This window comes from Thiomicrorhabdus hydrogeniphila (assembly GCF_054656895.1).
This window is the reverse complement of record NZ_BAAHXL010000001.1, coordinates 1,978,361-1,996,512: the sequence shown is the minus strand read 5'-3', so window position 1 is coordinate 1,996,512 and position 18,152 is coordinate 1,978,361. Positions and strand designations below refer to the sequence as shown.

The window sequence follows — 18,152 nt, the reverse complement described above, 5'->3', positions numbered from 1 at the left end:
ATAACAATGCAAGTTTATTACGATAAAGACTGCGATCTATCAATCATCCAAGGTAAAAAAGTTGCCATCATCGGTTTTGGTTCTCAAGGTCACGCTCACGCAGCAAACCTAAAAGATTCTGGTGTTGATGTCACCGTTGGTTTACGTGCAGGTTCTTCTTCAATTGCTAAAGCAGAAGGTTATGGCCTAAAGACTGCTGACGTTGCGACTGCTGTTGCAGGTGCTGACGTTGTTATGCTTTTAACACCAGATGAATTTCAATCAGTACTTTATAAAGAAGAGATTGAACCAAACATCAAGCAAGGTGCTGTATTAGCATTTGCACACGGTTTTGCAATCATCTATAACCAAGTTATACCACGCAAAGATTTAGACGTAATCATGATCGCTCCAAAAGCACCTGGGCACACAGTACGTTCAGAATTTGTACGTGGTGGTGGTATTCCAGATCTTATTGCTGTTGAGCAAGATGCATCAGGAAACGCAAAAGAAATCGCTCTATCTTACGCTTCTGGTGTTGGTGGTGGTCGTACCGGTATTATCGAAACAACGTTCCGTGACGAATGTGAAACTGACCTATTTGGTGAGCAAGCCGTTCTTTGTGGTGGTGCAGTTGAACTTGTTAAAGCTGGTTTTGACACACTTGTTGAAGGCGGTTACGAGCCAGAAATGGCTTACTTTGAGTGCCTACACGAACTTAAGTTAATTGTAGACTTAATGTTTGAAGGTGGTATTGCAGATATGAACTACTCAATCTCAAACAACGCTGAATATGGTGAATACGTAACTGGTCCACAAGTTATCAATGCCGAGTCTCGTGCAGCAATGCGTCAAGCACTTAAAAATATCCAAACGGGTGAATACGCTAAACAGTTTATCCTTGAAGGACAAGCTGGTTACCCATCAATGACTGCAGCACGTCGTAACAACGCCGAGCACGGTATTGAAGTAGTTGGTAAAAAACTACGTGGCATGATGCCTTGGATTGCTTCGAACAAAATCGTAGACCAAGACAAAAACTAATTTTTTAGCGGCTTGTTTTGCCAATCTCCGCGTTGTCGCTAGGCTCGTTTAGTTTACTAAACTTCACCTAGCTCCGCCTTGACCTTGACAAAAACGCTCGCTAAAAAGGTTTGATTTAAAACCCTGTAAATCGTTTGGTTTACGGGGTTTTTTAATGTCTGTTGATAATAAAATTTAGATTTTACCAGGCCTTTATACCCCCTTGCGGGGTGTGGTAAAAGGATTGTTTTGCTAATCTTTGCGTTGGTTAATGATTGGCTTAGTTTACTAAACTTCGCCATTAACCGCCTTGACCTTGGCAAAAATGCTCGCTAAAAATGTTTGATTTAAAACCCTGTAGTTCAATTGAATTACGGGGTTTTTTATTGCTTTAAAATTATAGAAATTTGATTTTACCAGGCCTGGTAAAATGGTTTATAGGTTATTTAAATGGTCTTGTTGAATAGGTTTTAGAGTGAAAGGGAGTTATATTTAATCTAAATCCCTTTCACTATTCAGTTTTTTTGATTTAGGCAATAGTAATTCTATTTTTACCATTAGTTTTTGATTGGTAAAGCGCATTATCGGCTTTTTTTATGGTGTGTTCATAGTCTGGTTGCCCATCAAATTCTGCAATACCTGCTGAAAAAGTGACTTTAAATGAATCATCATTAGATTCTAAAAAAGATACAGAGTTCATGGCGTTTGCAATGTTTTGAATAATCAGTTGTGCTCGATCAGCTGACGTTTCGCTAAGTAATATTAAAAACTCTTCCCCTCCAAAACGAAAAGCAAAGTCACTGGGTCTGATATATTGATCCATGAGACCGGCAATGTATGAGAGAACGTTATCCCCCATGTCATGTCCGTAAATATCATTAATGTTTTTAAAGTTGTCGATATCAATCATTGCTATGCTGTAAACAAAACCTGATTTTTGAGCATTGGTTGTTGCTTGAAGCATAATGCTGTCTAAAAACCGACGGTTAAATAATTTTGTTAGAGGGTCTTTTTTCTCTTCATCGGCAACGAGTCTTTTAGATTCTTCTGATAAATGCCAAGATATATCTTTAATGGTTTGCGTTAGCTCTGGTAGAAGTTCTTGTGTGTTTTTATCATATTCAGAGGCGAGTTTAGATAACTTTGCAAGTAATTCTTTGATTTTGATGTAGTCATTTTGGGCGGTAATTACGAGACCAAGTTTGTGATTTATCCAAAGTGAAAAATCAGTATCATTGATAGCAACAGATTTAGTATGAGTGATAAAAGACATAAACCATTCATTGAGTTCATTTCTCATTTGTTGAATCTCTAAGGCAAAAGACATAGATGAGAGGTGGTTTCTTAATAAATGAGATTGATGTTCAATTTTGTTGTGGTTTGAAAAGTAGACTTGGTTAATGTTAATGAGTGCCGCATCTAAAATATTGTGAATAATTAAAAGAATTCTGTGGTCAGTATTTTTACACTCAAGCAGGCCTTTATGTAATGTGTTTTTTAACACAATCATTGCTTCTGAAACCAGGTGCATATCTAGGTTGATACGTGCATGAACTTGTCCAATATGTTGTTGTTGATCGTAGAGTTCATCTAGTTCATCAGGTTGTTTTGATGAAAGAACACTTTTTAACCACATTGATAAAGCATTTTGTAAATGGTTTTCTACTAAATCGTTGGTTAAAAACAGGGCGGTTTTTGGGTTGTTCATCAATAATTTGTAATATTCTTTAACTGATTTTGGAATTAAAGTCTGAATAATATCAACGTGACTCTCTAATAATTGGTTGTTTTCATTTGAATAGACATTACAAAGTTGTGCATACATTGGCATAGAGTTTAAAACCTTATTTTGGGTCTTGAAGTGGGAATTCAAGTTTTAGTATTTATTCTTTCATTTTACATTTTTATTGAGATAAAAGGATAAGATGCTGTGCTTTGTAATAAACAATGATGTTGGATAAGTTGGCAAGGATATGTTAGTGACATCTTTGGCAAAAGAGGTTTTATTGATTTTACCAGGCCTGGTAAAAATGAATTTTTATAGGCCTGGTGGTTATAAATTAAAAATTACAGTCTTTAATCCATTAGAATTGATTGAATAATCTCTTCTGGATTTTTATTTTCTGTTGTATAGACTTTTATGCCGTCTTCATTTAACCGTCTATTTAAACCTTCACCAATACTTTGTGTAATAAAGATATTAATGCCATTTAATGGGTGGTTAGGTGAGCGTGAAAGAGGTCCAGAGAAGTTTTGAAACACTTGTTCTTTGGCTAGTTTAAGGTGTGATTTTTGAATGTTTTTGTTTTCATCAATCTCATAGATTAAATAACCTGGACATTTTCCTGCATGGCCACTGATGGTTTTTGCATTTGGGCTTGTAATGGCAATTCTCATACGTTGCCTCCTTAATTAAATAGTTTAAGCAATGGGCTATTTTTAAGTGGTTTAGAATGATCACCCACCGTTACAACCGTGGTATTAGCCATTGCCATGAGTTTCATAGATTCAGCCAGGTAGATTGTTTGCTTAAAACAGACTTTGAGTTTAGATATTTGTACCGGTTCCACGGTAACAATAAAAATATCATGCGCTCTTAGAGATGCTTTGTAACTAATCTCAATATGATTCACCATTAGGTTTATATTTTGTTTAGCCAGTTGTGCAAAATCGATATCATTTTCAAGTAAAAAGCGATGGCGTGCATGTTCAAAATAATGCTGATAGTGCGCGTTATTCACCACGCCTTGTATATCGCATTCATGATCACGCGCGTCCATTGTTAGGCTAAATATATTTGAATTGATTGGCTGATTCATTTAGATCACTTTACTAATGCTTGTCGTTACAGATTTGTTGTAAATAAACAGCTTTGACAGTTTTAACTAAAAACCATAAAACGATTGTTAATAAAAATAGATGAATGGCCATAGCAATATATAAATAAGAGTCATGCATTGTGTAGTGTGCCATTTTATAGCTTGCAATAGAAATTGCCGCTAATGGGAAAGTAAATGCCCACCAAGACAGTGCAAATGATAATTGCATAAACTTACCAATTGAAACTATCATCAGCAAAGTCATTGCTAAGCCAAAGAAATACAACACCATTCCAAATTGGTTAATTTCATGGTTGTTTAGTCCTAAGTACGAGATAAAACCAAGCGCAGGAGGTGCTATAAATATAAGTAGCGTTGGAACAAGTTTAGCCTGTAAAGGTGTATGGAAAATAATTCGGTTGATTAAAATCGATTTTACGACGATCCAAAAAATAATCCCAACAGAGAAAAAGAACCAGCTTACCTCAATAGGTGCGTGATTAATACCAGAGATAGGTGCAATAATATTACCAACAATAGGGATAAACCAAGCTGGATTAGAGTGTTCGGGTGTAAAAAAGTCTTGGTGTACCCAGTTATAAAGAACCCAATAGGTTAATACGAGTTGCAATACAGCACCAATAATCCATGTGTATTGAGCTACAGAAGTATATCCAAGTGCATCAAAGGCAATACTCAATAATAATAAACTAATGCTAATGGTTGGCACAAAATTCATTTTTATTGGGTGTTTAAGTTCAGCTACAACTTCTTTTGGAAACCTTACAATTTTATAAAAATAGGTTAACAGTAAAATAATAAAAAGCACTAGGGTTATACCTAATGAAATATTCACCAGTGATTGTAAATTAGTATATACGTGTGCAAGTTCAATAAAGGCGATACTCAGGCCTGTAAAGCCCATAATCATGCCAAAAAAGCTGGCGGGGAAATAGGCAATATTTTGTAATCTTTGTAACATGGTGTTCTCCAGTTATTTGCGAAGAAAGGTAGGTTATTTATTAACGAAATGAACTTCTACGACTTAATACCTTGGCTTTGTAAACAAAACTGCCAAAAGGAATTAAAGAGGCAAAAAAACCTAATGCTGCGTACTTCTTTTTAAGTTTAAATTTAGAGATCGCATAAAAAATAAATAGATTAAAAATAATAAATAACCCTCCGTGAATTGGTCCAATTATGCTAACAGCTTCTGGCATATCTCCCAGTCGCTTTAAGGGTACAGCAATAAAAAGAAGAATCAGCAGAGAGCTTCCTTCTAGGATAGATAGTGTTTTTAGAGTTTTCATAATGTAGTTTCTTTTTATGTTATTGATTTGCTAAATAGGGTATTAAAATGATGTAAATCTAACCAGATTATCGAGTGACTTTTTGAGTGTCGATTTCTTCGTTAAAATAGAATGTTCACTTCTCGTAAGATGTGGCATAGAGAGTGTTTTCTAAAGCGTAAACCAGGTATTTTTTAATCACTTTTATATTGAAATCTTTTAATACATAGATTTTTAGCAATTATTTTTTATAAAAGTTAGGGAATACTTAGTTTTGCAAACTTTTTTAAGTTCACAAAAGTAATCATTCTTAATGAAGTGAAATAAAACCCCCTTAAATGATATTAAGGGGGAGAACGAGACTTAGGAGAGTCTTTGGGTTAAACAGCAACAACCGTCATGGTACTTAACCACCACATTAATGCAACAGAACCAAACGTTAAAATAAGACCCCAGATAATAGCTTTAATACCAGTCATAACGTTATCCTCTTATTTGCTTAAAATGGCGTAGTAATCCGCTAATTCGCGAATTTCGTCATCTGTTAAGTCATGTGTAAATTGAGACATACCTTGATTTACATCATTGCGACGATCTTTATCTTGGTAAGCTTTCATTGTACGAATAAAGTATTCTGGAACTTGACCTGCAATTGCAGGCGTGATTCCATTACCTTCACCGTGTGCACCATGACATGATGCGCAAGGCACAATCATCCTGCTCACATCACCTTTACGAACTAAGTGATCAATTTTAGCTGAAGCAGGTTGTGCTTCAATTTTCCAAACGGTTGATGGATTGCTAGCATAAAATGCCGCGGCATCTGCAATTTGTTGATCATCCATAGCGCGTGCAAGTTTTACCATAATGTTGGCTTGCTTATAAGATTCCCAACGACGACCGTCGCGATAATCTAACATCATTTTCATGGTGTACTCTTTTGTCTGACCATTTAATGATGCGTAGTTACGTGATGGTGATTCACCTTTAACACCGTGACATGAGTTACACATCATTTGTTCATGAATCTGTTGTCCACGAGTTGCATCACCTTGTGGCATAGCTTTTACTTTTTCTTCTAAAGAGAAGTTAGACCAAGGTGTTGTATGTGGCTTTTCATCGTGACCGCCAGCTAAAGCGAAGCTACTTGTTACAGTTGCCCCAACTAAGGCAGCGGTTAATAAAGTTTGTTTTAACATATCTTTTCTACCTTAATTATGAGAACACATCTTTAACAAATTCACGCTGCCAGTTTTTTTGATAAACGGCTTCTAGAATTGGTTGTGCTGGTTTGTCTGTAATAGGTGAAACACCTGCAGATTTACCTTTTGGTTGAATTAAACCATCCTTGACCTCATAAACAGCGGCAATAGACACCCCGTAGTTTTCACCTGCTAGGCTATAGCAAACATTTGAATAAATGGCTGTTCCAGGTGTTTTACCTTTAAGTGTATCGGCTACAGCTTGTGCACAAACTTTAGCTTGTGAGTTAGCTGAATAACCAGATTTAGGCATGGCATCAGCAATTGAGCTATCACCTAAAACGTAAACACCTTCTTGAATCTGGGATTCCATAGTTTCACGTTTAATAGGGCACCAACCAGAGCGGTCTGTTAAGCCTAATTTTTGTGCTAAAACACCCGCACGTTGGTTAGGAATAATATTGATAAGGTCTGCTTTAATTGTGCCTATATCCGTTTCTACAGATTTGTTTGCGGCGTCTAAACCAACAACTCGACCACCTTCAGAACCAGCAACCCATTCAATAATTGCATTTTCTGTTTTAAATCCATAAAGTCTTTCCCAAGCCTTTTTAAAAGGAATATCTTTGGTAAAACGTTCTTTTGGATCTAATACAATCAGCTTAGCTGTTGGATTATGGTTTTTAAAGTACTCTGCAAAAAATGAAGCTCTTTCATACGGCCCAGGAGGGCAGCGGAAAGGGTTTTGTGGAGGAGATATAATCGCCGTACCACCTTGACGCATAGCCAATAATTGCTCTCTTAGTTTTAATGTTTGAGGACCTGCCTTATACGCATGTGGAAAGTCAGTGGCAGCTAATTCAGCTGTGTAACCTTCATAATCTTCAAATTTAAAATCAACACCAGGAGAAACAACTAATTTATCGTAAGTGAATTTTTCACCTTTAGCCGTTGTAACGGTTTTAGTGTCAAAGTCTGTGCCAACAACTTTATCAATAACCACTTCAACATTGTATTTACTACGAATAGTGTCAAGGTTGAAAGTAAGTTCGTCTAAAGTGTGCATACCTACAATAACGTCATTACTTCTTAAACAGGTAATGTATTCAGGATCTTGTTCAATAATGGTGATTTTGACATCTGGATCTGCAAATCGTAAGTATTTAGCAAACGTTGCACCACCAACACCACCACCTAGTACAACTACGTGAGCAGCAGATTTGGCAAACGCTTTAGAGCTAGCACCAAAAATACCAGTGCCTGCAACCGCAGTAGCACCAAAAAGTTTTACTAAATCACGACGTGTGATTTTACTATCGAATGTCTTATTTTCTAGTTGGCTCATTTCTGACCTCCTGTCGCTTGAGCATCCGCTTTATCGTTTTGCCTAAGCTCTTCATTTAAGCTAGTGTTTTCCCATTGCTTTTGAGGTTGTTTTACAAACCATTCAGCCATTGCATCAATTTCAGCATCGGTAAATCCACGCGCCACCCTGTCCATAATAACGGCTGGACGAGTACCATCACGATAAGCAAGCATTGCTTTGGTAAATTGCTCTACAGGCATACCTGCTAGTGGAGGCATTGCTTCTAAAAATTCTTGTCCGTTGGTTCCGTGACAAGGAGCGCATTGCCAAGCCATAGCAGCACCCGAAGCCATTGGGTTTTGTGGTTCGGCCAAAACGGGTTGTGAAACCATGAGCGCTGATGAACTTAATAGGGCACTTAGTAATAATTTATTTTTCATTTTATTCTCCTATTTCGCCCACGTATAAAAACCGATTACAAAGAACTGAATCATCCAAAGTATGATTATCCAAAGAGCAACGGTACCCATTTTGTTAACAAATGGGCTTGGCGTATATACACCTACTGTTTGACCTGACTTCCATGCAATTGTTAAGAAGTAAGCTAATACGGCTCCACCAACAACAGCAAAGGTAACAAAGAATAGAATGGTTGAGTACCAGTCCATATTAATTTTATAGTCCATAAAGTCATAACCGAAGAAGCCGTCAAGAATTCCGTAACGTAGCATCTCACGTGAAATAGCTACAACCAAACCAATCACTAATGCCATCGGTAGAGCCATATAGCTACAGAACATGGCATCACCACGTAAACGAACTTGTGCCCAAATAGCGTAGAAAAGAACCATTACGCCACCAATTATGCCCCAGAAAGAGGTTGCAAAGTCGCCCGCAGTTTCTGGAATGGTCATCATCCAAGCAACATATAATGCTGCTGAAATAACAGAACCAACTTTTATCCATTTTTTACCCACTTCAGCGGCCCAGTTTAGGTATTCATGGTCTGCGTCTTCGCGAACCATTTTGAAGCGACGGTAAGTCACTAACATACCACCAGTTACTGGAATAGCCATGCTGATAAAGAAGGCAAAACGCCATAGATTGTAAGCATGTAACTTAGAACCAGAATAATCTAGTACACCGTTTTGCATATACCACTCTTTCCAAAGCTCAGGGTGAAGAATTTGCGAAGTTAAACTGTGCATAATGAAACCAACAACAAGCATAAGCGCCAGGCTGATTAGCATCCAAACTTTACCTCTAGGCTCTTTAGTTTTATCTTTTTCTTTGCTGTTCATAAAGTAGTAGGCATATAGAGCCCAGTAAGCAAGAATAAGAATCACAATAAAGGCAATAACCCAAACAGCAGATAGTACGTTTGATGTATACCAGTGTGGATCATAAACTACTTGAACAAATAGTAATGGTGCGACACCAATAACGATAGCAACCGACACGGATACTTTTGAGACTTCTAGCATTGCAGAGGCTAAACGACGCCATTTAGCTTCGTTTTTAAAAGCACCAAATATAGTGATTGCTGATGTACCTAACATAAGCTGAACAAAGAAAATATGTAAAGCAAATGTTAGTACACCCAAGCCCACAAAAATAATTGGGTAAGTTGGTACGCCTGCGGGGTTACGCAAGGCATACATCATCTCAGTGACCTGAGCTACTTGAGAAGCATCCATTATTTCACCTCCTGTGAGATATTCGCCGAGGCAACTTTGTCAGTTGCATTTTTTTCAGCAAGAGCACGGTTGCGGTTATCGACTTCTTTTTTGATAGCAGCAACAACAGCATCTTGACCTTCATTTTTATTCATAACTAAGAAAGCAGATAAAGCAGTTACTTCAGAATCTAACATTGGCATTTTAGGCATATAAGCGATATTACCAGTTGTCAGTGCACCTTTAACATATTGTTCCATACGTTCCTGAGTTACACCTTCTGAGAAGTAACGGTGTAAAGGACGGATACCTGTTTTACTAGGAGAGTGACAATTAGAGCAATATACCATTGCGATAAATTCACCAGTTTGAATCATATTGCCTTCATTAACGGTTTTTAAAGCATCAGGCGTAAAAGGATGCGCTTTTAAGATACCGACTCTTTCAATGGTTGGTAAATTTGACTTAATATCCATACCAGGTACGTCACGACCAATAACTTGGTTAGAGTATACGTACTGACCAGCAACCCAAGGTTTACGCATTGATTCACGAGCGGTTTCTTCAGGCCATAAACCGGCGACTAAAATAATGACCGCCATTGCACCAGCAAAACCTTCAATAAGTACTTGTGGGCGAAGCATAGTGATAACGAAATACGTTAATGTACCTGCTAAAACAGCCATAATGCTCGCACCAAAATACGAAGGTAGTCGGTTTTCCATAACCAATAAAGCTTGGTCTGGTACTGAAGTTAGATACCATTGGAATAAAAGAGCACCAGTGATGGTTGAGATAATACCTAACCAACCTAATTTACGAGCCATTTCTTTCTTAAAGGCAGGGTCTTTAATACCGGCAACTACAATTCCACCCACAACCGCTGTCATGGTGAACATAAAGGCCATACGCATTGCTGTTTGAATAAAGGTATTGGTTCCGTAGAAACCATTTAAATAACCACCTTCTTCAAACCAAACTTCTTTACCAGGTACCATCATGAATGAAAGGATACCAACAATGATAATTAGAGTAGCGAATGAGGCAATACCGAAAATAAGAGATATTTTCATATGGGTTTGTTTATCAACTTTACCTACAAGGTAAACGATCATATAAACACCAACAACTTCGATAACGAAGAATACCCATTCTGTTGCCCACTTCCATACAAATGAATGGATTAAGGCACCAATTCCATTTGGACTGGCAACGGTTGTTGAGTACCAAATACCTGGTCCAGTAATAGAACCGGCAACATAAGTAAAGACCATTAAGAATAAACCGTACTTCTTAATGAATTCTAAAAGATCATCACGATCTTCACGGTAAGCTTTGTGAGAGAGGTATGCGAACAACATAGCAGCACCCACTGATGTGTGAGATGCTAGTACGTGGAAAGTCGCAATCAGCGCTACTACCCAGCCGGAACCAACCATAGGTTCAAACCAAGTAGGATAAAGGCTAATCAAATCCATATGAATTTCCTTGTTATTAAAAGGGTTTATGCAGCATAAGATTGGCTTATGCTTTGATGGCTATTGTAGAAAACTTATAGAAAAAAAAGAATTAAAATAAATTTATCACTAAGACTATACAAAATTTATGACCCTATATATATATTGAATAATATAGTTGTTATAAGTAAATTGTTGTAGGGTTTTGTAATAAATTCATTACGATGTAATGATGTCGTAGATTCATTCTTTAGTCAAGGTTCATACTTGACTAAAGATATGTTTTTATAAGATTTAAGAAGAGGGAGGTTAGATAGGGATTAAAAAATGAATTTTTCGTTTGAATTAGGTAGGGTAAGTGCTTTTAAGTCAGTTTCAAATAATGACTCAGTTTCCCATTCTTGATTACTAATACGCGTCATAACTTGAGCAATCATTGCTGGTGAATGACCACATACCGCAAAAATTCTTCCACCTAAAGTCAGCTTGTCTTTATAGCTTTGTGGGATTTCAGTAACGGAACCCGTTAAAACAATCACATCATACTCTTTGTTATCGTTCCAATCTTGGCTTGCATCTCCAGTTTGAAAGTCGATGTTTTTAAATTCACTTAGGCGAGTTTTAGCAATATCTTGCAGGTCTGGGTGTAACTCAATGCTGGTAACCGTTTTGCCTAAACTTGCCATTAGTGCGGTTAAATAGCCAGACCCTGTACCAATTTCTAAGATGCTATCGTTTTCATCAATGTCTAGAGCTTGTAAAAGACGGCCTTCAACTTTGGGAAACATCATTGTTTCATCGTGACCAATAGGTATTTCTATATCGCTATAGGCCAGTTCTTCGTTGCCCGGTTCAACGAATAGATGACGTGGAGTATCCATTAATAAATCTAGAATTTTGGGGTCTAAAACATCCCAAGGGCGGATTTGCTGTTCTACCATGAAAAAGCGCGCTTGATCGAGATTCATTTTTTTTCCTTTAGTTTTAATCAATTCTTAATTGGTTCTTAACGATTTTGTAAGAGTCAATTTAGAGCTGACCACAAAATTTAACCGAAGGATTATATCTAATTCACCGCATTTTATAAATGGTTTGTTTGTTTGAAAGTCTAAAAATCGTTAAAAATCCTCTTAATTGGTGTAGTTTTTTCACTTAGGGTTGTTAAAAGGCTATGATTAAGTTTCGTAAAAGAAGCCGTTTATGGTTCTTATAAAATGCAAACAAAAGGGGTGTTTTAGCGGCATGAATAATCGGTTTTTAAATAAAGAGCCTTTTATAGGATTTAAGGTTGATTCTCTTAAAAACTATGCGGATATTATTGATGTAAAGTTTTTACCAGGCCTGTATGAAGACAGTAGCTCTAGTATTTGGTCTATTAAACGCCAAGCAAAAAATGATGTTGATTTAAATTCTGAGTTAATCATTAAAAAGTGCGGTGATCACAAAGCGATTTTAACTACGCCATTTTGGAAAGGCATGAATGGACTTTTTGATTTAACGCTAGCCCAGGCCTACCAAAATGCAGAATATTTATATCCATTTATCGCCTCCAATACCCATTTAAGAGTACCTAAGGCCGTTGATGTTTTTGTTGAACAAAATCAATCGGCTTTGATTGTAGAAAAAATGCAAGGTAAGGCATTTAAAACCGAAGAAATAACAGACAATAATGTGAAGGTATTGGCTCAATTTTTAGCTAAACTGCATCAAAAAACACATGATCGCACAGGTAAAATTCAGCCAGTAAGCTATGAAAATCATCCCGTAGATATGGCTGAGAGTAAGCAATATTGGCATCAAAAGCTTTATCAAACGTTTTTAAGTTTAAATGAGTCTAATAAAATATCAGGTTGCTTTTTGGAAGAGTTATTCATTCAAATAAATTCGATTGAGATTAATCGTATTGTGCCTGTGATGTTGGATTTACGTTGGGATCAGTTTGCTGAAGTGAATGGGGAACTAACAGGTATTTTTGATTTAGATGCTTTTGTTTTTGCACCCATAGAATTAGATTTTGTGATTTTAGAGTACTTGCTTACCCCGCAACAAGCCACTGTTTTTAAAAAAACATATCATTCTTATAACGGTTCTTTAATTACTTTATCGAATGAACAAAGAAACGTTTATAGAGTGCTGTTGTTTTTAATGAATGTATTGGGTGAAACCAATTTTAAAACATGGTTAAATCAGCCAGCAATTTTTACTGACTGATTGTTTGATGAGAAAATTATTGGTTGCTATTAGATGTTGAGTTTTGCGTTTTATAAAGTTTTAGCCAGTTTATGTATCCATATACAGCTAACCCTAAAAACACCATATGCATACCAATGGTTACATAAAATCCTGTTTGCCAATAAAGCGCAATAGCCAAACTGTCAATGATTATCCAATACAGCCAGTTTTCTATGACTTTGCGAGCCATTAACATGGTTGTCATGACTGCAAAAACCATAATTAAAGCATCTAAGTACGGTAACCTAGAATCAGGTAATTTAGATAGATAAAATCCGATTACAGCCGTTATTACCAGGCCTGTTAAAATGTAAATTAAATGAAATTTAAGCGGTCGACCACTAATCTTTACCGTGATAGTTTGGGTCGATTGCTTGTTCCATAGTACAAAGCCATAAACAGCCATACCCATATAGTAAAAATTAAGTAATGCCTGCATGGGTAGCTGGCCATTCCAAAATAATATGGTGTATATAAGCGTGCTAGAAAACGCCGTTGGCCAACACCAAACAGATTCTCTTGCCGCCAAAATAACATATAAGATACCTAAGCTAGCCGCCAACCATTCCCAGCCCGATTGTGCCAATAAAGCATTAACAATATTACTTAAAAAATCATTATTCACAGGCATCAATAACCGCTTTTCCTCTATCGGTACCAATTAATTTTAAAACAAAAACAGTCTGAGGTATTTGTTCTAAAACGGTTAGCATTTCAGTATCTAAAGTATCCATAACGGCTCGATAATCGCCATATATGTGGGTAGACATGCTGTTACGTTGAATATTTACATTGGCTTGCTGATCTAAACGATCAATAAAATCAATAATCGGTTGGCAGTATTTCTCTTGTAATGGGTACATACTAATTTCAACGGATACTTTCATTATGTTTCCTTTATTTTTCTGCACAAATTACAACAAAGGCGCCTAAATCGTGGCCAGGTAAAATGTGAGTGGTTTTTTGATTATCGGTTTCAGGTAAAACGGTTTGCACGCTTTTAAGATTTTTATAACCCGCTTGGTGTAAAAATCCTTTAATATCCGTGTAAGTGTAAAACGTTGCATCACAATAAAAAGGGCTATTGTGTTTGTGTTCTTCGTACATTTTTCCTAAAGGTGAGTTTTTTTCTAAAAAGGCAATAACGATTTTGCCATTATCTTTGGTCACTCTAGCGGCTTCTTGATAAGCCTTTAGAGGATTATCTAAAAAACAGGTAGAAGTGATAAAAATAGCAAAATCAAATTGCTGATCATCAATAGGTAGTGCTTCTGCAACGCCATCAATAAGAGATAAGCCTCTTGTTTTAGCTTGATCTCTCATTGCTAAAGCTGGCTCAATGCCAGTATCTATATTAAGCGGAGCAGTAAAACGTCCGCTACCAGCACCTATTTCAATACCTTTACCTTCTGGTAAAAGTTGTGTAATCGCTGCAATTTCAGCTTGATAAATAGCAGGGTTCTCATCAAACCACTCATCATAAGCGGTGGCGTGAGATTCATATCCTTGAGTTTTAGGCATAAGGGTTTTCTCTATATTTAGTGGCAACCGCCAGAAAGTTTAATGATAAAAACGCTTTGTGGAATCTCTTGTAAAGCATTTTGCATGGCTTGTTTAAGTACCGGCATAATATCTTGGTAATTACCAAATAAAGTGGTGCTCATGGCGTTTGTTGTTACGGTCGTATTCGGCATGTTTTCGATGTCATTTATAAAGTTCTTTACAAGGTCTCTATAGTTTTCTTGTAAAGGGTAAAGGCTTATATCAACTGAAACTTTCATCTGTACAAACTCCAAAAGGGTTGGTTAAACCCTTTATTCTACAAGCAATTAAAAATAAACGCGCCCTGTAACACCAATTTGACGAGGATCACCTAAGCGAATAAAGCCTTTTTCACCAGAGCCATCTAAATCAAAATAAAAGCCTCTAGTAGCATATCTTTCATCAGTTAAGTTTTTGCCCCACAGATAAATCTCATAATCAGCTGTTTCGTAACCAATTCGTGCATTAGTAATAACATACGCTTTTGATGCATAATTATGAACATTATCAAAATAGAACTTGTCAACAGCAGTTATGTCAGCCTGTGTGTAGAATCCGTTTGAATTTCTATACTTAGCTCCAACATTAATTTGATAGTTTGGTGCGTGTGCTTGTTCACGATTAACAATAACATAGTAGCTTGATGCTGGATTTCCTTCTACATTGGTTTGAATTAAGCCTGCTGAAGCGTATAAATTCCAGTTCTTGTTTGCTGTCCAGTTAATGTTGGCTTCTAGGCCATAGTTCTGAGCGTAGGTAAAGTTTTCGGTATAAAATTTCCAAGGGTCAACGCCTGTAACTGTTGGTGATGTGTAACCATCAAATTGTGGGTTGAAACGGTCCATATAAAAAGCCGTGATGTCAGAGGTTAGGCCATACTCAGCGAGATTAGATTTTAAGCCAATTTCATAATTATAAAGGGTTTCAGCAGCAAAATTTTGATTGGCCGTTCCTGCAAGATCAGAGTTAAAACCTCCTGCTTTATAACCACGAGTAATACTTGCATACGCGGTATGTTTGTCATTGTATTTGTAGCTGTAACTTAGGCTTGCACCCCATAGTGTTTCACTTGGATTAAAACGATTGGGGTACTCTTTAAATGTACTTTCATTTTTTTCAATTCTTAAGCTTGCTGATACGGTGGTTTTTTCATTGGTGTGGATGTCGATTTGCCCAAAACTAGCGAGCTTATTAATTGTGTAGTCACTAGAAGATAGCGAGCCAGCATCATTTTCGTTATTGGTTTCTGCAAGATGAGAGCCGTATAGGCCGACCAACCAATCGGTATTACCAAATAATTTTGATTTAGGTGTAGATAACCAACGAAGTTCTTGAGTAAAAGATTTACGTTCTTTTACATTTTCGTAGTTATCACCCCATGCAGTTGTTGGCCCCCAGTCATAGTCATAACCATAAGTCATATCAGAATTTGTAAAGCTTGTTTTACTTGTGAAGATAAAGTTTGGATTGGCTTGCCAGTTAACTTTTACCGATGCGGCGTTAGACAGTTGAGTATCTTTCCCGGGGTCGTTTGAAAGGGTTGTAAAGCTATTATCTGCTGACCATGCATCATATCCATTATTTAAATCAGCATGCAATACAGATACATCAACGGTCGTGTCTGAATCTGGGAAAAAGCGTAATTTACCACGTAAGGTTAATTCATCACGACCATTAGTATCAGTTCTATCTAGTGTTTTGTTGTCTCTAAAGCCATCACTGGTGTGTTTAAATAGAGAGAAGCGGTATTGTGTTGCATCTTCTTTGGAGCTCACAGGTCCGCTGGTCATAAAACCAATTTCTTTTAAGTTATCTTGGCCCAAGCTCATTTCGGCCATGCTTTCTTGGTAGGGTGTTGGGTCATTTGATTCAATGTGAATTAAACCAGCAATGGCACTTTGGCCATAACGAGTGTTTTGCGGGCCGCGAAGTACTTCAACTTGCTTAACGTCAAATAGATTGCCAGCCATACCAATACCGCTAAAATCCATATCATCAATTGAAAAACCGACACTTGAATTTGGTGCACCTGTGTATTCATCACGTTCACCAATACCGCGTATTTGAATGTGGCGAGCATGCGAGCTTTGACCAGAAAAGTTTACATTTGGCGTTTTCAACAGAACGTCATCAAATTCAATTGCACCTTGGTCTTGCAAATCGGCCTGGGTTTTTACGTCAACGCTGGTTGGCATGTCTTGTTTGCTTGTTTCACGTAGGTCGGCATTGACAACAACAGGTTTAAGGTCGTCTGCAAAAGATGGATTGCTTGAAATTGCGGCGAATATAGCCAAAGTAATAGGCTTAAGTTTGTTGGTCATGCGCTTTCCTTATAGGGCAAGAAAAGGCAGTAAAATATAGACTGAGAAAACACAAGTTAAGCCTGCCCAAATTATTTGAGCAAACTCAATGGTTATCTTTTTGACTAGATTGTGCCTTTCCTACGCCAGTATTAGCTGGATCAGGTTCAAAGGGTCTTTCGGTATCTCGAAATCTCAGGTCTTAAGTGACCACCCCTGGCAAACTAACCGTTTTTGATTTAAAAACGTTAGTTAATGTATTTAGGTATAAATTTTTTGCGGATTGTACAGTAAAGTTGGTTAAAATGGAAATCATCCAAGTCTTATATAAAAATATAAGCTATTAAAATGTGTTAAAGGGTTCGTAGATGTCTGAGAGTGTAAAACCAAATATTAGTAAAGAGATTATGCAGCGTTTAAAATCGATAGATGATTTACCGCATTTCCCAGATGCTTTAATGAAGCTTGAGCAAGCGTTAGTTGCTAATGAAAGTTTACCTATGGATAAAATAGTGCAATTAATTGCCCAAGATCCACGTTTGGTGGCTGGATTAATTAATATGGCGAACAGCGCAAAATATACAACGGGTAAAGAAGTTAATGATTTATCTGATGCGGTGACTCGAATTGGTTTAAAGGAGATGCGTTTAATGGCGCATCTTATTCAATATCAAACGTCATTTAAACGTAAACCCCCATTTAGTGATAAACATTTTTTAAGACATTCTTTTTTGTCGGCCTTAATTGCTCAAAGATTGGCTAAAATCGTTAAATTAGATTCTGGTGAGGCATTTTTAGCGGCATTAATGCGGGATATAGGCGTATATCTTTTAGCAATGGAAGATAGAGATAAATATCTTGAAGTGATTAAGGAGACAGATTTTGATGTTTCAAAATTACCACAGGCTGAAAATGAAGTGTTTGGTACTTATCATGCATTAATGAGTGCACGTTTATTGCAGGAATGGAATTTTGCAACGGTTGTTGTAATGGGTGTGGCATTTCATCATAATCCAGAAAAAACAGATCCTAAGTTTCAACCTTTTGCTTATTTAACGTATTTGGCTGAGAATGCGGTATTTAGGCTGGGGTTTGATAATGGTATTGCCGATATATTAGAAGGTGATATAGAAAACCCTCCTGCTAAGTTATTAGAGGCGTTAGCATTTTTTAATCTAACGTTAGAACAGTTTGATGAAACCTCACAATTGGCATTAGCAGATGCAGATAGTATGGGGTTGTAATTTTTTAAATTTATAAATGTAAAAAAACGAATTTACCAGGCCTGGTAAATCGTTTATAAACATAAAAATATGTGTTTATTGTT

At 36.9% G+C, this 18,152-nt stretch carries 20 protein-coding genes and 1 riboswitch; of the genes, 4 read left to right on the top strand and 16 right to left on the bottom strand.

Annotated elements, in window-relative coordinates; genetic code table 11:
* Nucleotides 1-6 precede the first annotated feature (6 nt).
* Nucleotides 7-1,023 (top strand): ketol-acid reductoisomerase, encoded by a 1,017-nt coding sequence (ilvC, locus tag ACYQ0E_RS09060; RefSeq protein ID WP_460187905.1) that lies wholly within the window; start codon nt 7-9, stop codon nt 1,021-1,023.
* 508 nt (nt 1,024-1,531) lie between these two features.
* Here ilvC and ACYQ0E_RS09055 read toward each other — a convergent pair.
* Entirely contained in the window at nt 1,532-2,833 is a 1,302-nt protein-coding gene (locus tag ACYQ0E_RS09055; RefSeq protein WP_460187904.1) for a GGDEF domain-containing protein, read from the bottom strand.
* A gap of 148 nt (nt 2,834-2,981) precedes the next feature.
* Here ACYQ0E_RS09055 and ACYQ0E_RS09050 point away from each other — a divergent pair, with 148 nt between their 5' ends.
* The gene (locus ACYQ0E_RS09050) at nt 2,982-3,104 is read left to right on the top strand and encodes a hypothetical protein (protein ID WP_460187903.1); all 123 of its coding nucleotides are present in this window, start codon (nt 2,982-2,984) and stop codon (nt 3,102-3,104) included.
* Here the strand turns inward: ACYQ0E_RS09050 and ACYQ0E_RS09045 are convergent.
* The 10 genes from ACYQ0E_RS09045 to ACYQ0E_RS09000 all read right to left on the bottom strand — a co-directional run bounded on the left by ACYQ0E_RS09045 (nt 3,079) and on the right by ACYQ0E_RS09000 (nt 11,719).
* Nucleotides 3,079-3,399 carry a NifB/NifX family molybdenum-iron cluster-binding protein gene (locus ACYQ0E_RS09045; protein ID WP_460187902.1) on the bottom strand — a complete coding sequence of 107 codons (321 nt, stop codon included), beginning with the start codon at nt 3,397-3,399 and terminating at the stop codon, nt 3,079-3,081. The two genes, ACYQ0E_RS09050 and ACYQ0E_RS09045, sit on opposite strands and share 26 nt — an antisense overlap.
* A gap of 11 nt (nt 3,400-3,410) precedes the next feature.
* A complete protein-coding gene (locus tag ACYQ0E_RS09040) occupies nt 3,411-3,821 on the bottom strand; it encodes an acyl-CoA thioesterase (RefSeq protein ID WP_460187901.1) in 411 nt (136 codons plus the stop codon).
* A 13-nt stretch (nt 3,822-3,834) separates the two neighbouring features.
* Nucleotides 3,835-4,803 carry an SLAC1 anion channel family protein gene (locus ACYQ0E_RS09035; RefSeq protein WP_460187900.1) on the bottom strand — a complete coding sequence of 323 codons (969 nt, stop codon included), beginning with the start codon at nt 4,801-4,803 and terminating at the stop codon, nt 3,835-3,837.
* Between the two features lie 40 nt (nt 4,804-4,843).
* Entirely contained in the window at nt 4,844-5,131 is a 288-nt protein-coding gene (locus ACYQ0E_RS09030; protein ID WP_460187899.1) for a DUF3817 domain-containing protein, read from the bottom strand.
* 470 nt (nt 5,132-5,601) lie between these two features.
* Nucleotides 5,602-6,309 carry a c-type cytochrome gene (locus ACYQ0E_RS09025; protein ID WP_460187898.1) on the bottom strand — a complete coding sequence of 236 codons (708 nt, stop codon included), beginning with the start codon at nt 6,307-6,309 and terminating at the stop codon, nt 5,602-5,604.
* 16 nt (nt 6,310-6,325) lie between these two features.
* A complete protein-coding gene (locus tag ACYQ0E_RS09020; RefSeq protein ID WP_460187897.1) occupies nt 6,326-7,657 on the bottom strand; it encodes an FCSD flavin-binding domain-containing protein in 1,332 nt (443 codons plus the stop codon).
* Nucleotides 7,654-8,058, bottom strand: a complete 405-nt coding sequence (locus ACYQ0E_RS09015; protein ID WP_460187896.1) for a c-type cytochrome — start codon at nt 8,056-8,058, stop codon at nt 7,654-7,656. Before ACYQ0E_RS09015 ends, ACYQ0E_RS09020 begins: the two co-directional genes overlap by 4 nt.
* Nucleotides 8,059-8,067: 9 nt before the next feature.
* Entirely contained in the window at nt 8,068-9,315 is a 1,248-nt protein-coding gene (locus ACYQ0E_RS09010; protein ID WP_460187895.1) for a hypothetical protein, read from the bottom strand.
* Nucleotides 9,315-10,772 carry a cytochrome c gene (locus ACYQ0E_RS09005; protein ID WP_460187894.1) on the bottom strand — a complete coding sequence of 486 codons (1,458 nt, stop codon included), beginning with the start codon at nt 10,770-10,772 and terminating at the stop codon, nt 9,315-9,317. Before ACYQ0E_RS09005 ends, ACYQ0E_RS09010 begins: the two co-directional genes overlap by 1 nt.
* A gap of 299 nt (nt 10,773-11,071) precedes the next feature.
* Complete coding sequence (locus tag ACYQ0E_RS09000; RefSeq protein ID WP_460187893.1) at nt 11,072-11,719, bottom strand: protein-L-isoaspartate O-methyltransferase family protein; 648 nt, start codon at nt 11,717-11,719, stop codon at nt 11,072-11,074.
* A gap of 274 nt (nt 11,720-11,993) precedes the next feature.
* Here ACYQ0E_RS09000 and ACYQ0E_RS08995 point away from each other — a divergent pair, with 274 nt between their 5' ends.
* Nucleotides 11,994-12,962 carry a hypothetical protein gene (locus ACYQ0E_RS08995; protein WP_460187892.1) on the top strand — a complete coding sequence of 323 codons (969 nt, stop codon included), beginning with the start codon at nt 11,994-11,996 and terminating at the stop codon, nt 12,960-12,962.
* A 16-nt stretch (nt 12,963-12,978) separates the two neighbouring features.
* Here ACYQ0E_RS08995 and pnuC read toward each other — a convergent pair whose 3' ends face one another.
* Genes pnuC through ACYQ0E_RS08970 form a run of 5 tightly spaced genes read right to left on the bottom strand, consistent with a single transcriptional unit; the run spans nt 12,979 to nt 16,846 of the window.
* The gene (gene pnuC, locus ACYQ0E_RS08990) at nt 12,979-13,614 is read right to left on the bottom strand and encodes a nicotinamide riboside transporter PnuC (protein WP_460187891.1); all 636 of its coding nucleotides are present in this window, start codon (nt 13,612-13,614) and stop codon (nt 12,979-12,981) included.
* Nucleotides 13,601-13,870: a YkoF family thiamine/hydroxymethylpyrimidine-binding protein gene (locus ACYQ0E_RS08985; RefSeq protein WP_460187890.1), complete on the bottom strand. Its 270-nt coding sequence runs from the start codon at nt 13,868-13,870 to the stop codon at nt 13,601-13,603. The genes pnuC and ACYQ0E_RS08985 overlap by 14 nt, the downstream gene beginning before the upstream one ends.
* Before the next feature lie 10 nt (nt 13,871-13,880).
* Nucleotides 13,881-14,504, bottom strand: a complete 624-nt coding sequence (locus ACYQ0E_RS08980; RefSeq protein ID WP_460187889.1) for a class I SAM-dependent methyltransferase — start codon at nt 14,502-14,504, stop codon at nt 13,881-13,883.
* A gap of 17 nt (nt 14,505-14,521) precedes the next feature.
* Nucleotides 14,522-14,764, bottom strand: a complete 243-nt coding sequence (locus ACYQ0E_RS08975; RefSeq protein ID WP_460187888.1) for a YkoF family thiamine/hydroxymethylpyrimidine-binding protein — start codon at nt 14,762-14,764, stop codon at nt 14,522-14,524.
* A 48-nt stretch (nt 14,765-14,812) separates the two neighbouring features.
* Complete coding sequence (locus tag ACYQ0E_RS08970; protein ID WP_460187887.1) at nt 14,813-16,846, bottom strand: TonB-dependent receptor; 2,034 nt, start codon at nt 16,844-16,846, stop codon at nt 14,813-14,815.
* Nucleotides 16,847-16,945: 99 nt separating this feature from the next.
* A riboswitch (TPP riboswitch) is annotated at nt 16,946-17,053 on the bottom strand.
* A 140-nt stretch (nt 17,054-17,193) separates the two neighbouring features.
* Between ACYQ0E_RS08970 and ACYQ0E_RS08965 the strand changes: the two genes are divergently transcribed.
* The gene (locus tag ACYQ0E_RS08965) at nt 17,194-18,069 is read left to right on the top strand and encodes an HDOD domain-containing protein (RefSeq protein ID WP_460187886.1); all 876 of its coding nucleotides are present in this window, start codon (nt 17,194-17,196) and stop codon (nt 18,067-18,069) included.
* Nucleotides 18,070-18,152: the final 83 nt, after the last annotated feature.